Genomic DNA, 15327 nt, shown 5'->3' with positions numbered 1-15327 from the left:
TCCAAATGCGGCGCCCCGACTCCGGTCTCGCTCCGCTCGCCTCCGTCGGGATTCACAACGCACCGCCGGGGGCGGTACGCGGGTCATCCGGCGACCACGCCGGAACGTTCCGACCGTCGCCGAGATCGATCAACGAATCGGCCTCAGCTTCACCGGCTGGGTCCGGTTCCTCGGCCCCCTCCGCTTCGGCGATCAACTCGCGCAACTCGGCGGCGTCGGCGATCACTTTCCGAGCGGCCTCGGTGTCGCCGCCGACGGCGGCCAGGAGCGCCCGACCGAACTTCACTGCATCGCGGTCGGCCCGCTTCTTCGCCGCCTCCCGCTGCGCGGCCTTCGCCTTCCGCAGCCTCTCCTTGGCCGCCTTCTCGGCGGCTTCAGCCTTCTCGATTTCCTGTGCCAGCGATGCCATTTCAGTTCTCCTCGTTGTTGTCGTTGCTGTCGTCGGGATCGATCCCGACGACCCGTGTTCCGCCGCGTTCCCTGCGCTCGGTGACGCGACCGGCGGCCGTCCATTCGGCGATCACGTCGTTCACCCACGCCCGCGCCTTCGCACGCGGCATACGGAGGTCTTCGTCGTCGGCGTCGGTGACCGCCTCGGCGAGCGCCGTCGGGGAAACCCCGTCCGGGTCGGATTCGGCGATCACAGCGGCGATCAGCCGACGGCGCTGGGACTCGGCATCGGTCCCGGACATGCGCGCCACGGCGGCGGCGCTGTCGGCGTCCGCCTTCGCCTTCTTGGCCGTCGCCAGGGACACCGACCACGGGTTGCCCTCGGTCACCGTCAGACGGCCGAGGTGGCCTTCCACGGCACCCCCGCCGAGGTGGTGGGTGAGGGCACCCGTCCGGTCTTTGACGGCCATCACGTCGCCCCAGGCGACCCGTCCGGGGACGGCAGACGGTGCGGCCTCGCCGTCCTTTCCCGGCTGCGTCGTCGGCTTGGTCAGGAGCACGACCGCATCGGGGGTGTCGATCTTCGCCGACGCACCACGCGGGCGGGTCGCCGCTTCGTGCCCGACGTGATCGATGATGATGACCGACGTGATGGTCCTCAGCCGCTCCACGAGAGCGAACAGACGGTTCACATCGGTCGCCGAGTTCTCTTCGCCCCCCATCGCACCGAGGGCCTTAGCGAACGAGTCGATGACGATCAGCTTCGGCGGGGCCGCTTCGAGACCCCGGAGGATGCCCGCGAGGGCGTCGTAGGTACTCATCCGGTGCGCCGCCGCGAGGTCAACCGGACTGACGATGTTGACCGCACGGGTGCGGATCGCTGTGTCGCTCGCACCGAGCAACTGAAGGCGACCGTAGAGGGCGCTGACGCCGTTCCCGTCGAGGTCGAGGTACACCGCCGAGGTGGCGTCCCGGCACGCAGCCAGGCACACCCACGTCTTGCCCACACCCCCGCGTCCGGCGAGCAACGTCAGACCAGTCATCGGGAACAGGCCATCGAGATAGGGGCCGCGTGCCGGTTCGGTGCTCACAGTCAGCGTCGTCAGATCGACCTCCCCGAGGGCGTCGACGCCGATATCGATCGGCTCCACGACGGCCTCGGTACCGGCCAGCAGCCCGGCAGCCTGGCGGCGTGCGTGATCGGCCACGAGGGTGCGAAGCCCGTCGAACCCGAGGTCGCGCCGCCGCACCGCATCGGTGAAACGACCGATCACATCGGGGCCGAGGGCGAGCAGCCGGGGGCCGAGCCGACTGTCGTCGGTGACCGACAACGGGTTGCCCCCCGCGTCGATCTCCCCAGCGTCCCGGAGCGCCCCGATGAGTGCTGCCAAAGCGGCCTCGGCGGTGATATCGTTGCTGGTGGACGCCCCATCCACACTTGCCCCGTCGGTCACACCGGCGGGGCTTTCTGTTGTCGTCATCCCTGCGCACCGCCGTACATCAGCTCGCGGAGCGAGCGCGCGGTGACACGGGTCGGGACGCCGGAGCGCCGGGGGAAGACCGTCTTGAGTTCGCCCCGATCGATCAGCCGGTCGACCGTGCGTTCGGAAACGCCGAGGCGTTCTTGGATTTCTCGCTTGGAGTACGCCCGGAGGTCGTCGTCGACGGCGGGCGATGATGCGGTAGCCACAGGAAGCCACCCCTTTCAAAGGGTGTGACCTCGACTAGTGGTGGTGAGTGCCCGGCATATGACCGATGTGGCACCACGGGGGCCGTAGCCCCCATGTTCCCCGCGACCTCGGGGTGGTCGTCACGTGACGCCAACGGTACGGAAACCGACAGGGGCCGTCAACCATCGGGGTGCCCACCGCCGCCGGTTGGGTACGCGTACCCACCATGTACCCATTCGCGCTGGGTACCCACCCCGAAGATAGCAAGAAACCCCCTGTTACCAGGGGGTTTTCGTTGTGGTCCCGGCTGGGATCGAACCAGCGACCTTCCCGGTGTGAACGGGACGCTCTTCCACTGAGCCACGGGACCAGATATGCGGTTGTGGTGCGTTGCGCGCTGTAGCGCTTCGCACGAGGAATGAGGTTACACACTCACCCGCGGTCGCGCCAAATCACCTCCGATCGGGCCGCCGTCGACGTGGCGGACACCGACCGTTCACCCCAGATATCGACGACGACCTGCACTGACCTGCGAAAACACATCAATGTAACTCGTTGACCTGCCGATTTGTCATCACTGCACCCGACCTATAGTGTTCATATCGCTGGTGAGCAGCGCCCACAAGGCGGCTTACCGGTGTGCGGATGTGGCGCAGCTGGTAGCGCATCACCTTGCCAAGGTGAGGGTCGCGAGTTCGAATCTCGTCATCCGCTCAAAGCGAGTCAGCTTTCTCGCGTTGGTGGCGTGGCCGAGTGGTGAGGCAACGGCCTGCAAAGCCGTGCACACGGGTTCGATTCCCGTCGCCACCTCCACAACCCCTACAATTTCACACAGATCCCGCGCGATTAGCTCAGTGGGAGAGCGCTTCCCTGACACGGAAGAGGTCACAAGTTCAATCCTTGTATCGCGCACCACGCGGATGTGGCGCAGCTGGTAGCGCATCACCTTGCCAAGGTGAGGGTCGCGAGTTCGAATCTCGTCATCCGCTCCATCGAAACCCCGGCCTCTCCAGGCCGGGGTTTCGTGCATTCATCAGCCGTCCGACGAGCCCAGCCGACCCACCTCCCCCGGCCCGCGTCGGAGAACCGGCTGGTCACGGCCCTTTCTCGACCTCGGTTTGGAATCCGACGGGACTACCCTATAGAGTTTCATCTCGCTGGTGGACGACGTCCGGCAGTGATTGCGGATGTGGCGCAGCTGGTAGCGCATCACCTTGCCAAGGTGAGGGTCGCGAGTTCGAATCTCGTCATCCGCTCGGAGCGAGTATCACTATTTCTCGCGTCAGTGGTGGCGTGGCCGAGTGGTGAGGCAACGGCCTGCAAAGCCGTGCACACGGGTTCGATTCCCGTCGCCACCTCCACTGCACCACCGAAAACTTCACAATCCCGCGCGATTAGCTCAGTGGGAGAGCGCTTCCCTGACACGGAAGAGGTCACAAGTTCAATCCTTGTATCGCGCACCAGCCACGAAGGCCCGTCGAACACGACGGGCCTTCGTCGTGTTCGCCCCTCGCCGGGTAGCGTGGTGCCACTCCCCCGTTCGTCAGACGATAGGACGCCCGAAGCCGTGGTCAGCCTCGCCATGTTGTTCCAGGACCGACTCGACCCGACCGTCGACGGCGCACGCCTGCGCACGCAGTTGCTCGCCGACTTCCCCGACATGGACCCGGCCCGCCTCGTCGCCGATCCGCCCGAGGGCGACGACGCGCCGATCACGCTGTCGTACGGCGACACCATGATCGCCGTCATGGGCATTCCGGCGCGCGCGGCCGAGAATCTGGCCGAGATGGCCCGGTACAGCCGCCTGTGGCCCGACACGGCCCCGGTGCCGGGAACATACGACGCCCACACGATCGTCAGCGTCCTCCGACCCGGCGAGAACACCGACTACCGTCACGCGATCGCGGACGCCGTCCTGCTGTCGAAGGTAATCGCGTCGTGGATCGCGCTGACCGACACCGTCGTCGCCGTGTACTTCGGCAGCGCCGACCACGTCATCCTGCCCGCCTTGTTCCGCGACCTGGCTCTCGAAACCCTTCCCGAACCCATCCTGCCCGCCTGGGTGGCGCTCAACGTCGCACCACGCACCGACGGCGTGATGACCGGCCACACGATGGGCCTGGACATGCTGGCGCTGAAGGACATCGAGATCCCGCAGTCGCCCGAGACCGCGGAGGAGACGTTCGCACGCCTGGCGAACATCTCGATCTATCTCCTGCAGAACGGCCCGGTGATCGACGACGGCGACAGCCTCGGCGCCACCGAGCACGCCGAGGTGATCGCCCACCACGTCCCGTCCGTCGTGATCGAGGGGAAGGACGTCATCCAACTGACCTTCGGCGACGACGCCCCGACCTCTCCGGTCCTCGCCGAACCGGAGCCGGCCAAGAAACGCGGCTGGTTCCGGCGGAAGTAGGGTCCGTCCGATCCGTCGTACCCGCACACTATGGTGTGCAGCATGGCAGTCGAACGCTTCTCAGATCTCCGTGCGGGCCAGCGCCTCTCGGGTCGATGGCGGCAGCCGGTCGAGCTGATCGCGGTCACCCTGGCAGGCGATTCCGCGGCGACCCTCGTCGTCCGCGACGAACGTCTCGGCGTCCGTGAGGAGATGGTCTTCGCCGCCGATCTGCCGTCGATAGTCGTCGAGCAGTCGTCGAGGGCGCCGTGGACGTTCGACGCCGATCCCGCCGCATTTCGGCTGGCGGTCGAAGCATTGCGCATCCGGATGACCGCCACTCACGACCCGATGGCGGCAGTGGGAACCAGCGACATCTCTCCCCTGCCGCACCAGATCAGGGCCGTCTACGGCGAGCTGCTGCCGCGCACGCCGCTGCGGTTCCTCCTGGCCGACGATCCCGGTGCGGGCAAAACGGTGATGGCGGGGCTGTACGCGAAAGAACTGCAATTGCGCGGCGACCTCAAACGGATGCTGATCGTCGCGCCCGGAGGCCTCGTCGAGCAGTGGAAAGACGAGCTGCTCACCAAGTTCGGCATCGTCGCCACCCTGCTGACCAGGGAACTCATCAACGTGAGCCCGGGCGGAGATCCGTTCACCGACGAGCATCCCCTGATGATCGCGCGGATGGACCAATTGGCGCGCGACGCCGAACTCGTCGCACACCTCGAGCAGAGCGAGTGGGATCTCATCGTCGTCGACGAGGCCCATCGCATGTCGGCGTCATGGCAGGGCTCGGACATCGAGATCCGAGAGACCGAACGCTTCAAACTCGGACGGGTGCTCGGCGGCGTCACACGCAACTTCCTGCTGATGTCGGCGACGCCTCACTCGGGCAACGACGACAACTTCGAACTGTTCATGTCACTGATCGACGAGGACCGCTTCGCCGGACGCGGCCGCGGCGGGCCCGTGGACACGAGTGGCGTGATGCGCCGGATGATCAAAGAGGAGCTGCTGACGTTCGAGGGTCGGCCGCTGTTCCCCGAACGCATCGCCGAGACCGTGCCCTACGAACTGTCCGACGCCGAAGCCGAACTGTACGAGGCGGTCACCGGCTACGTTCGCACCGAGATGAATCGGGCCGAGAGGTCGCCCGACTCCCCGAAGCGACGGACAGTCGGTTTCGCGCTCACCGTCCTGCAGCGGCGCTTGGCGTCGAGCACGCACGCCGTCCTCCGCAGCCTGCAGCGGCGTCGCGATCGACTGGTCGCCCGTCGCGCCGACCTGATCGCAGGCCGCGTACCCGCCGACGACCAGGTGACTCTGCCGCCCGCGGACGCGTTCGACGATCCCGACGAGTTCAGCGCCGAGGAGTTCGAGCAGCTGGAGGAACAGGTGGTCGACGCCGCGACCGCCGCTCGCACCGTCGCCGAACTCGATGCGGAGATCGTCATACTGGAGGATCTCGTGCGGCTGGCGACGCGTGTCCGCGATCGTGGTGACGACCGGAAGTGGGCGGAACTGCGCAGCCTGCTGACCGACCGGGACCTGCTGCGCGACGCAGCGGGTGCGCCGCGGAAACTGATCGTGTTCACCGAGCACAAGGACACGCTGGAGTACCTCGTCGGCCAGATCCGCAACGTGCTCGGCTCCGACGACGCGGTGGTGACGATCCACGGCGGCACCCGACGCACCGACCGCGTCGCCGTCCGCGAACAGTTCACGAACGAGCCGGACCGACTCGTCCTCGTCGCCACCGACGCCGCGGGCGAGGGACTCAACCTGCAGGCGGCGCATCTGATGGTGAACTACGACCTGCCGTGGAACCCGAATCGGCTGGAGCAGCGCTTCGGACGCATCCACCGGATCGGACAGCGGAACGTGTGCCGCCTGTGGAACATCGTCGCCGCCGACACGCGTGAGGGCCAGGTGTACACGCGTCTGCTCGCCAAGATGGAACAGCAGCGCGCGGCGTACGGCGGCAAGCTCTTCGACGTCCTCGGCGACGAGGCGTTCTCCGGTCGACCGCTGCGGGATCTGCTGTGGGACGCGATTCTGTACGGCGACGACCCTGCGCGCATCGAAGAGATCGAGCGCGTCGTCGACGCCGAGGTCGCGTCGGGTTGCGAGGCACTGGTGTCCGAGCGCGCGTTGGCGCGGGAAACACTCGACCCGATCGAACTCGATCGACTGCGCCGCGAGATGGACGAGGCGACGGCCCGACGTCTGCAGCCGCACTACGTCGAGCAGTTCTTCACCCACGCGTTCGCCACGTTCGGCGGGCGATTGTCCAAGCGGGAGCGCTCGCGCTTCCAGATCCCGAACGTCCCGGTGTCGCTTCGCAATCGCGTGGCCCGACGGGAACACGGATGGCGACCGGTGACGCGTGCGTACGAGCGGGTCACGTTCGAGCCGACCGCGGTCTCTCCCGCTTCTGGCGCCTCGTCTGTGCTGCGCGCGGACCTTCTGGCACCCGGACATCCGCTGGTCGACTCGGTTCTCGACTCCCTGCTGGAGCGCGACGGTGCCGTGCTGCGTTCGGGATCTATGCTCTTCGACCCGACGAACCCGGAGACGACAGCTCGGGTGATTGTCGCCGCCACGTCTGAGGTGGTCGACGGTTCGGGCTCCGTGGTGAGTAGGCGGTTCTCGTTCGTGTCGGTCGACGTGGACGGCAACGCATCCGACGCCGGCCCCGCGCCCCAGTTGGACCTGGTTCCTCTCCCCGATGGCGTGGACGTCGGGGCTCTCGGGTTGGATTCGGCGCGGCTGGTGGAGGCGGCGTCGGCATGGTTGACGACGACGTCCGTTCCGGAGCATCTGGCGCGGGTGCGTGATCGGATCGTTCCCGAGGTCGACAGGGTGGAGACCGCGGTCCGGACGAGGCTGATCGACCAGGTGAACTTTCTGCACGCGGAGGCCGCGCGGCGCCGCGAGGAGGCGGCGTCGGGTGTGCGGACGCGACGCAACCGGGTCAGTCCCGACCGTTTGGAGCGTCAGGCCCACGATCTGGAAGCCCGTTTGTCGTATCGACTGGCGGAGTTGGCGGACGACCGCGCGCTGTCGGCCCGCCCGCCTCGGATCGAGTCCGCGTTCGTGGTGATTCCGGCAGGCATGGTCGGCGGTGCCGTCGGACGGCATGCGGCCGATTCGACGGCGACCGATGAGCGGGCGGTGACCGCGGTGTTGGCGGCCGAGCACGGCCTGGGTCGGGCACCGACGGAGATGGCGCACAACAATCCCGGATTCGACATCCTGTCGGTCCCACCAGTCGGTGCGGACGGTTCGCGTCCGAAGTCGGTGTTCATCGAGGTGAAGGGGCGAATCGCGGGTGCCGAGACCTGCCACGTCTCGTACAACCAGGTGATGCACGCACTGAACACCGGAGCCGAACATCGTCTCGCGTTGGTGTCGGTGAGTCCGGACGGTCCGGCATTCGACGAGGTCCGCTACCTGTCGAACTACTTCGTCGGCGTCACTCTCGGCGATGCTGACGTGTCCGGGGTGGAACTGAACTGGTCCAAGGCCTGGCGTAAAGCCACCCCTCCCCACTGACTCTCCGCCCGAGCCCTACCCGGTTCGTCGAGCCCGACCCGGTTCGTCGAGCGCAGTCGAGACGCCGCACGGCCTACCGCTCAGAACGGCGGCTCACCCCATTGACGGCCGACGACGGTGTCGCCGACACCGCGTCGGCGGTTGTATGCCCGAATGCTCATGCGGTAACGGTGTTTGGCCGAGGTGCGGGTCATTCCACGACGCGGTGCCGCTTCCTCGACCGGCCGCGACGTCGACGGGGCGTCGTCGTGCCGACACGGGATGAGCCCGAGTTCGGGCAGCAACCAGCCGTTGAGAGCGCGGGACCGGACGGTGACCCCTTCGGGGGTGGTGACCTCGGTCCAGATCACGCCGTTGGCGTCGACGATCTGGTCGTCTACCCATCCGTTGACGAAGGTCTTCAAACCGTGATGGAACCGGCATTTGGGGTTCAGATTGCACGGGCACGTGGCCCCGCCCGCCGCAGGATTGTCGTGGTCGTATTCGACGACATGATCGAGGTCGCAGTTCCACGCGGGCATGTCGCACCCCGGGTGCGTGCACCGGCCGTGGACGGCGCGGACAGCCGTCGCACAGGTGGCGGTGGGCCGGTAGCCGTCGGACGGTTGGGACGTGTGGTCGAGTAGTTCGCCGAGGTCGAGGTCGCGCACGACGGTGTCGCTGCGGGCCGCGATGTCGCGGACGTGGTCTGCGGAGATGGGACCGTACCCGTCGAGGTAGGCGGGAAGGTCGGACTCGCCGGTGAGAGTTTCGCGCCGAGCAATGGCGTGGAGGACCACCGTGGCGCACTGCGCCGCGGTGTCGACGCCTTCGCGTGCCGAGCATTCCGGATCGTCGCACTCGCAGGCGAAGAGCGCGCCGGTGAGCAGTGCGATGGCCGCGTCGGAGCGACGTTCCTGCTTGGTACGCGGGTCTTTGCCGCATACACCGTTGGCGACGGCGTCGACCGACTTACGGGCGAGAGTCACGTCTTCGACAGACGCGGTGATCTTGAGGTCGGACAGCTCCGGGTTGACGGGCTCGACTGCGACTCGCTTGCGCGGCTTAGCGGCCTCACGCGCAACGCGTGCGGCCTCGGAGTCGTGTTCGGCCACGACCGCGGCGACGATCTCGATCACGCGGGCCTTGCTGAGCGCACCGGCCGAGCGGAGCCGGTCGGCGGCTTCGACATCGATCGCGGCGAGCACGTCGTCGTCGACCACTCCCTCGGTCTGGGCCAGCGCAGCGTGGAACCACAGCGGGATGAGGACGCCGTCGCGCATGAGACGCCCGATGGCCGGGATGCGTTCCATGCACGAGATGGCACGGTCGACGAAGTTCTCGGCGGTCGTCTGACGAACGCCTGCAACCGCGGCGAACGACGCCGCCGTCTGGCACATCGGGTCGTAGACCCGAGTGAAGCAGTCGAACCGTCCGGGGCCGACCACTTCCCGCCCGTCGAGCGCAGTCGAGGCGGCATCGACCTTCCGCTGCCACAGCGTGTACGCGGCCTGGTAGCGATGCCACATCAGCGGACCGTTGAGCTTGTCGCCCACGGCTGCGAACACCAGCAGCGCCGCATCGTCGGTGGACGAGTCGCCGCAATCGGGCAGAGCGAGGCGAATGTGGAGCATGCCGTCCTCGACGGTGACGGCCGCGCCGGACTGAGCCTCAAGCATGGTGTTCATTTCATCCCCCAATGTCGAACTTATGTTCGATACTACGCCCACCCACCGAGTTGGTCAATACCCGAATTTCGCACAGAATCACCCCTCGCGCACTTTGCACACCACGATGTGCGACGCTGATGTGTTCACCTCTCCGCAATCAGACCCAAGGGGTACGCGCGTCCATGACTGCACAACAAGTTGTTCGTCGAAAGTTGATCGAGGTCAGCATCCCGCTGCAGAAGATCAATGAGGAATCGGCACGCGAGAAGTCGATCCGCCACGGACACCCGTCGACGCTGCACCTCTGGTGGGCACGCCGCCCGCTCGCTGCCGCTCGAGCGGTCCTGTTCGCCCAGCTGGTCGATGATCCGGAGTCGCGGCCTGACCTCTACCCAACCGAGGCCGAACAGAACGCCGAGCGCAAGAGTCTGTTCGATTTGATGGAACAGCTCGTGGTGTGGGAGAACTCCAACGACGAGAGACTACTTGCTAAGGCCCATCAGAAGATCCTTGAATCGACCGACGGCAACCCACCCCCGATCCTCGACCCGTTCGCCGGCGGCGGCACGATTCCCCTCGAAGCTCAACGACTCGGTCTTGAGGCCCACGCATCCGATCTCAACCCGGTCGCGGTCCTCATCAACAAGGCGCTCATCGAGATCCCGCCGAAGTTCGCCGGCCAGAAGCCGGTGTTTCCCGGTGCCGCCGAGGAGACCATCCAGGATTGGCCTCGCGCCACCGGTCTCGCGGAGGACGTCCGCCGCTACGGCCAGTGGATGCGTGACGAAGCCGAGAAGCGAATCGGCCACCTCTATCCCAAGGCAACGCTGCCCGACGGTTCCGAGGCAACGGTCATCGCGTGGATCTGGGCCCGTACCGTGACGTGCCCGAACCCCGAATGCCAGATCACCATGCCTCTTGTCCGCTCGTGGTGGCTTGGGAAGAAGCAGGGCAAGGAGGCGTACGTCGTTCCCGTCGTGGAAGGCAAGACGGTTCGCTACGAAATCGGGCACGACCTGGCATCGGCACCGACCAAGGAGTCTGACGGCACAGTCGATCGGAATGGAGCCACGTGCATTCGATGCGGAACCGCAGTGGAGCTCAAGTACATCCGAGCCGAGGCGAAAGCAGGGCGAATGGATTCCACACTGATCGCGACTGCGGCAGAAGGACATCGGAGTCGTACGTACCTTGCGCCGACTAGCGAACACTCATCGGCAGCAGCCTGCCCAAGACCCCCGGCACCTCGGGGCACACTGCCGGACCAGGCTCTAGGCTTCCGCGTTCAAGCCTACGGAATGCTCGAGTACTCCGACCTCTTCACTGCACGCCAGCTCACGGCACTGACGACGTTCAGCGACCTCGTCGGCGAAGCACGCGAAATCATCGCACGCGACGCCCTCGCGGCCGGACTCCCGAGCGACACCACCCGCCTCGACGACGGCGGCCTCGGTGCCGAGGCCTACGCCGATGCTGTCGCCACCTTCCTCGGCATGGCGATCAGTCGAGTCACCAACAAGGCCTCAACAATCTGCTCCTGGGACTCGTCTCCGAAGATGGAAGCGGTCCGAAGCGTCTTCGCACGACAAGCACTGCCCATGTCGTGGGACTATGCCGAATCTAACCCTTGGGGAGGTTCGGGCGGAGACTTCGTGGCCGATGTGAAGTGGGTTTCCGACTCTCTACTCCGAACCCCGGCCGAAGGCCGCGGCGTGGTGAGGCAAGGAAATGCCGAACACACCATCGCGGGCTCAGCATTGATCTCTACCGACCCTCCCTACTACGACAACATCGGCTACTCCGACCTGTCGGACTTCTTCTACGTCTGGCTTCGGCGTTCATTGAAGGACGTCCATCCGTCGATTCTGTCGACGATGCTGGTCCCCAAGGAGGAAGAACTCGTCGCGAACCCGTACCGCCACGGCGGAAAGGACGGTGCGCACGAGTTCTTCGAGGACGGCTTCCGCGAGGTGTTCAGGAGGGCCAGAGAGAACGCCTATGACAACTTCCCGATCACCGTCTACTACGCGTTCAAACAACAGGACGCCGAGAAGTCCGGCCAGGCGTCAACCGGCTGGGAAACGCTGCTCGAAGGCATGATCAGATCAGGCTGGCAGATCACCGCGACCTGGCCGATGCGATCTGAGCTCGGCAATCGCATGCTCAGCCAAGGCACAAACGCCCTCGCATCATCGATCGTCCTGGCCCTCCGACCGCGCCCCGACACCGCACCCCGCATCGACCGACGAGGGTTCCTGGCTCGCCTTCGAAGCGAACTGCCGAACAAACTCCGCGAGCTGCAGCAGGGTTCGATCGCGCCGGTCGATCTCCCTCAGGCGGCTATCGGTCCGGGTATGGCGATCTTCTCCGAGTACAGCGCCGTGCTCGAAGACTCCGGCTCCAAGATGACAGTCCGCACCGCGCTCGAACGGATCAACGTGATTCTCGACGAGGTGCTCGGGGAGCTCGAAAACGACTTCGATGGCCCCACCCGTTTTGCGCTCACCTGGTTCCGCCAGAACGGCTTCGAGACCGGAGTGTTCGGCGATGCGGAGAACATCGCCAATGCGCGCGGCATCTCACTCGACGCCCTCGAACGCTCGGGGATTCTCACGAAGGGCGGCGGCAAGCTCACACTCATCGCGCCGACCGCGATGCCGGCCGACTACGACCCGTCCACCGACACCTCAATCAGCGAATGGGAGGTGGTGATGCACCTCGTCCGCGTCCTCGACAGCGAGGGAATCCCGAGTGCCGCACAACTCCTGGCGCGCGTGCCGTCGTCCATCGACACCGACCTCTGCCGTGAACTCGCGTCGCTGCTGTTCAAGCTCGCCGAGGACCGCAAGTCGACGTCGCTCGCCAACAGCTTCAACGGCCTCGGCGCCGCATGGCACGAGATCGCGCGCCAAGCGCGGACCGTCGGCGGGCAACAGGCGGAACTTGACTTCTGACCCCGTTGGCCGTCACGTCGTAGACTCGAAGGGATCCCAGCTCAACTGAGTCGATGAAGGCGAAGACGATGAACACTGTGCTCGTGAGCGAGTTCCCCCAGCTCACGACACTGTGTTGGCAATTCGCCCCGGATGCTCGCCTCACGTGGGACGAGGCACTCTCCGTCTACGAACGCAATTGGCGGTACGTCGAGCAGGAGAAACTGACCGCCGACGAGGCAGCGTTCATTCAAGAACTCGTCGACACCTGCGGGAATGGCGTGTTCCTTGTTTGAGCGCGAGCACCATCGCCGGATCGCGGACATCCTCGCCGCCCTCGACAGCGACTACCGCGCGCACATCACTGCTACTTCGGTGGCGGCACCGCACTGGTTCTCGCTAACCTGGTTCTTTCATCGGTGAATTCGACTCGCCGACCCTGATGCATGAAGAAAGGTGCTCTCACCTGCGATAATCGTTCTTGCGACAGTCCGATTACGTCAGAGCGAGGGAGCACCTTTCTGGTGAGTAACTCTACCGTGTTCTACCCACACATCCGCGCCACCGGCGACGGCGAGAACCTCGTGTCCCACGCCGGAACCATCCTGTTGACCCGAACAGTCGAGGTCAGCGGCCTCGCGGCCGAGTTGTCGACCGCACTCGCGCCGTGGCGCACGCCCTCCGCAGTCCATGATCCGGGCAAGATCATCGCCGACCTCGCCGTCGCACTGGTCGCCGGCGGCGACTGCCTCGCCGACATCGCCACCATCCGCGAACAACCCGACACGTTCGGCCACGTCGCCTCCGACCCGACCGTCTCCCGCCTGATCTCAACGCTGGCCGCCTCGCCGGTCCAGGCGTTGTCGGCGATCGCTGCGGCTCGAGCAGCGACCCGGGCACGGGTGTGGGCGTTGGCCGGTCCTGCTGCTCCGAACCACGGGATTTCGGCGAAGAACCCACTGGTCATCGACCTCGACGCAACCCTGGTCACCGCACACTCGGACAAGCAGTCAGCGGCGGGAAACTACAAGGGCGGCTACGGTTTTCATCCGATGACCGCGTTCATCGACCACGGGCCCGGCGCGACCGGAGAAGCCGGAACGATCCTGCTACGACCAGGCAATGCCGGATCGAACACCGCCACCGACCACATCACCACCACCCAGCAGTCGTTGGCGCAGATCCCCGACCTACCACCGCGTCCCGGCCGCAAGATCCTGATCCGTACCGACTCGGCCGGCGCCACTCACGACTTCCTCGACTACCTGCACAAACAGCGAGTCTCGTACTCGGTCGGATTCGGTCTCGATGCCCGGTTGGGTGAGATCATCGACCGACTCCCGAAGAAGGCATGGACTCCGGCCTACAACAGCGACCGCGAGCAGCGAGACGGCGCCGACGTCGCCGAGTTGACCGGAGTGATCGACCTGTCGGGGTGGCCGCCGGGGATGCGGGTGATCGTGCGGCGGGAGAAACCCCATCCCGGTGCACAGCTGCGGATCACTGACCGCAACGGGTGGCGATTGACCGCGTTCGCCACGAATACCACGCGCGGGCAGCTGGCTGATCTGGAACTACGGCACCGCCGACGCGCCCGGTGCGAGGATCGGATCCGGCAGGGCAAAGACTGCGGGCTGTTGAACCTTCCGTTGTTCTCGTTCGCGCAGAACCAGGTGTGGACCTCGATCGTAGCGTTGGCGATCGATCTGAACGCGTGGATGCAGATGCTGGCGTTGACCAGCACTGATGCCCGCACGTGGGAGTTGAAGACATTGCGTCTTCGGTTGTTCGCGATCGCGGCTCGGATCGCTCGGCACGCCCGTCAGCGACGGCTGCGGTTCGATGCCCGTGCCAAGTACACCGGTCTGCTGATCGCCGGGCTCGATCGTCTCGACGGCTACCCGAACAGCACGTGACCAGCGTGTCCTGACGTATCCGAACGACCTGAAAGACACCCTCCGGGCCCGTGAAACCCGGCCGTGATCCGGCGGCAACCGGCCAGCCTGTCGTACCCGAACCGCAAAATCAGCCCTGCCGCAATCAATCCGAACCGCTCAGGCAGGGATAGGCACCGGATGAAAGATCGAGGCTAACGGCGAATACCGGGAGTCGAACGACATCGACTTCCTCGTGTCATCGCTGAATGACTATAGGACCATCCGTGCTCTAGTCGCGACCGACGGACTCTCCACTTTGTTCGACAGGCAAGTGAGAATCGTGCGCACGGCCAGGACCGACCGCTACGGCATTCGCGGCGCCGTGGCAGTCGACGGCACCCCGGTCAAGTTCGAAATCATCCACGAAGGACGAATCGCTCTCGACGAACCCGGTCCGAACGACTCGGTGATCGACACAGCGACTTTGACGCCGCTCGACGCCGTCGCCACCAAAGTTCTCGCCAACGACGATCGATGGGCCGATCGATCGGTCGCCAGTCGCGATGTGATCGACCTCGCGATGATCTCACCTGACGGAACGATGTTGGCCCGAGGTATCGCAAAGGCCGAAGTTGCGTATGGATCAACAATCCGCCGCGCGCTGCACTCCGCCGTTGACCTCCTGACAGGCAACAGCGACTATCGACGACACTGTAGAGAAATCCTCCGCATGACGGTTTCTGACGACGAACTCGTCCGTCGTCTTGGAACGCTCATGGCGAGCCTGGACTGAAGCGTCTGCGGCTCTGAGGTCACGTCGCGCCGTCGGGCGTCTCGACTGCGCTCGACGAGCCG

10 protein-coding genes and 8 tRNA genes are annotated in these 15327 nt (G+C 65.7%); 13 read left to right on the top strand and 5 right to left on the bottom strand.

Annotation, left to right across the window (positions count from 1 at the left end):
* Positions 1-52: 52 nt before the first annotated feature.
* From GYB83_RS15455 to GYB83_RS15440, 4 genes are all read right to left on the bottom strand, one after another.
* Positions 53-409, bottom strand: coding sequence for a hypothetical protein (locus GYB83_RS15455; RefSeq protein ID WP_161896310.1), 357 nt, complete (start codon positions 407-409; stop codon positions 53-55).
* A gap of 1 nt (position 410) precedes the next feature.
* The gene (locus GYB83_RS15450; RefSeq protein WP_161896309.1) at positions 411-1871 is read right to left on the bottom strand and encodes an AAA family ATPase; all 1461 of its coding nucleotides are present in this window, start codon (positions 1869-1871) and stop codon (positions 411-413) included.
* The gene (locus tag GYB83_RS15445; RefSeq protein ID WP_161896308.1) at positions 1868-2080 is read right to left on the bottom strand and encodes a helix-turn-helix domain-containing protein; all 213 of its coding nucleotides are present in this window, start codon (positions 2078-2080) and stop codon (positions 1868-1870) included. Before GYB83_RS15445 ends, GYB83_RS15450 begins: the two co-directional genes overlap by 4 nt.
* Positions 2081-2358: 278 nt before the next feature.
* Positions 2359-2430 (bottom strand) — tRNA-Val (locus GYB83_RS15440).
* A 271-nt stretch (positions 2431-2701) separates the two neighbouring features.
* Here GYB83_RS15440 and GYB83_RS15435 point away from each other — a divergent pair.
* The 9 genes from GYB83_RS15435 (at position 2702) to GYB83_RS15395 (ending at position 8013) form a co-directional block, all read left to right on the top strand.
* Positions 2702-2774 (top strand) — tRNA-Gly (locus GYB83_RS15435).
* Between the two features lie 25 nt (positions 2775-2799).
* A tRNA-Cys gene (locus tag GYB83_RS15430) sits at positions 2800-2873 on the top strand.
* 27 nt (positions 2874-2900) lie between these two features.
* Positions 2901-2975: transfer RNA gene (locus GYB83_RS15425), tRNA-Val, on the top strand.
* 1 nt (position 2976) lies between these two features.
* Positions 2977-3052: transfer RNA gene (locus GYB83_RS15420), tRNA-Gly, on the top strand.
* Positions 3053-3243: 191 nt separating this feature from the next.
* Positions 3244-3316: transfer RNA gene (locus GYB83_RS15415), tRNA-Gly, on the top strand.
* Positions 3317-3347: 31 nt separating this feature from the next.
* Positions 3348-3421: transfer RNA gene (locus tag GYB83_RS15410), tRNA-Cys, on the top strand.
* Positions 3422-3448: 27 nt separating this feature from the next.
* Positions 3449-3523: transfer RNA gene (locus tag GYB83_RS15405), tRNA-Val, on the top strand.
* 104 nt (positions 3524-3627) lie between these two features.
* Positions 3628-4476: a DUF4261 domain-containing protein gene (locus GYB83_RS15400; protein WP_161896307.1), complete on the top strand. Its 849-nt coding sequence runs from the start codon at positions 3628-3630 to the stop codon at positions 4474-4476.
* Positions 4477-4518: 42 nt separating this feature from the next.
* Positions 4519-8013 (top strand): helicase-related protein, encoded by a 3495-nt coding sequence (locus GYB83_RS15395; protein WP_161896306.1) that lies wholly within the window; start codon positions 4519-4521, stop codon positions 8011-8013.
* Between the two features lie 80 nt (positions 8014-8093).
* Here the strand turns inward: GYB83_RS15395 and GYB83_RS15390 are convergent, their stop codons facing one another.
* Positions 8094-9680, bottom strand: coding sequence for an HNH endonuclease signature motif containing protein (locus tag GYB83_RS15390; protein ID WP_161896305.1), 1587 nt, complete (start codon positions 9678-9680; stop codon positions 8094-8096).
* 164 nt (positions 9681-9844) lie between these two features.
* Between GYB83_RS15390 and GYB83_RS15385 the strand changes: the two genes are divergently transcribed.
* The 4 genes from GYB83_RS15385 (at position 9845) to GYB83_RS15370 (ending at position 15265) form a co-directional block, all read left to right on the top strand.
* The gene (locus tag GYB83_RS15385) at positions 9845-12616 is read left to right on the top strand and encodes a DUF1156 domain-containing protein (RefSeq protein WP_161896304.1); all 2772 of its coding nucleotides are present in this window, start codon (positions 9845-9847) and stop codon (positions 12614-12616) included.
* A 53-nt stretch (positions 12617-12669) separates the two neighbouring features.
* Positions 12670-12891, top strand: coding sequence for a hypothetical protein (locus GYB83_RS15380; protein ID WP_161896303.1), 222 nt, complete (start codon positions 12670-12672; stop codon positions 12889-12891).
* Positions 12892-13119: 228 nt separating this feature from the next.
* A complete protein-coding gene (locus GYB83_RS15375) occupies positions 13120-14511 on the top strand; it encodes an IS1380 family transposase (protein ID WP_040520992.1) in 1392 nt (463 codons plus the stop codon).
* A 166-nt stretch (positions 14512-14677) separates the two neighbouring features.
* Positions 14678-15265, top strand: a complete 588-nt coding sequence (locus GYB83_RS15370; protein ID WP_228461751.1) for a nucleotidyl transferase AbiEii/AbiGii toxin family protein — start codon at positions 14678-14680, stop codon at positions 15263-15265.
* Positions 15266-15327: the final 62 nt, after the last annotated feature.

Origin of the sequence: Gordonia spumicola (assembly GCF_009932475.1) — a bacterium.
In the GTDB taxonomy this organism is placed as follows: domain Bacteria; phylum Actinomycetota; class Actinomycetes; order Mycobacteriales; family Mycobacteriaceae; genus Gordonia; species Gordonia spumicola.
This window is presented reverse-complemented; position numbering and strand designations above follow the sequence as displayed.

Excerpts from the sequence above, each read along its gene's own strand:
- GYB83_RS15385 (WP_161896304.1), top strand. The coding sequence starts at position 9,845 with ATGACTGCACAACAAGTTGTTCGTCGAAAGTTGATCGAGGTCAGCATC.
- GYB83_RS15380 (WP_161896303.1), top strand. The coding sequence starts at position 12,670 with ATGAAGGCGAAGACGATGAACACTGTGCTCGTGAGCGAGTTCCCCCAG.
- GYB83_RS15450 (WP_161896309.1), bottom strand. The coding sequence starts at position 1,871 with ATGACGACAACAGAAAGCCCCGCCGGTGTGACCGACGGGGCAAGTGTG.
- GYB83_RS15390 (WP_161896305.1), bottom strand. The coding sequence starts at position 9,680 with ATGAACACCATGCTTGAGGCTCAGTCCGGCGCGGCCGTCACCGTCGAG.
- GYB83_RS15395 (WP_161896306.1), top strand. The coding sequence starts at position 4,519 with ATGGCAGTCGAACGCTTCTCAGATCTCCGTGCGGGCCAGCGCCTCTCG.
- GYB83_RS15455 (WP_161896310.1), bottom strand. The coding sequence starts at position 409 with ATGGCATCGCTGGCACAGGAAATCGAGAAGGCTGAAGCCGCCGAGAAG.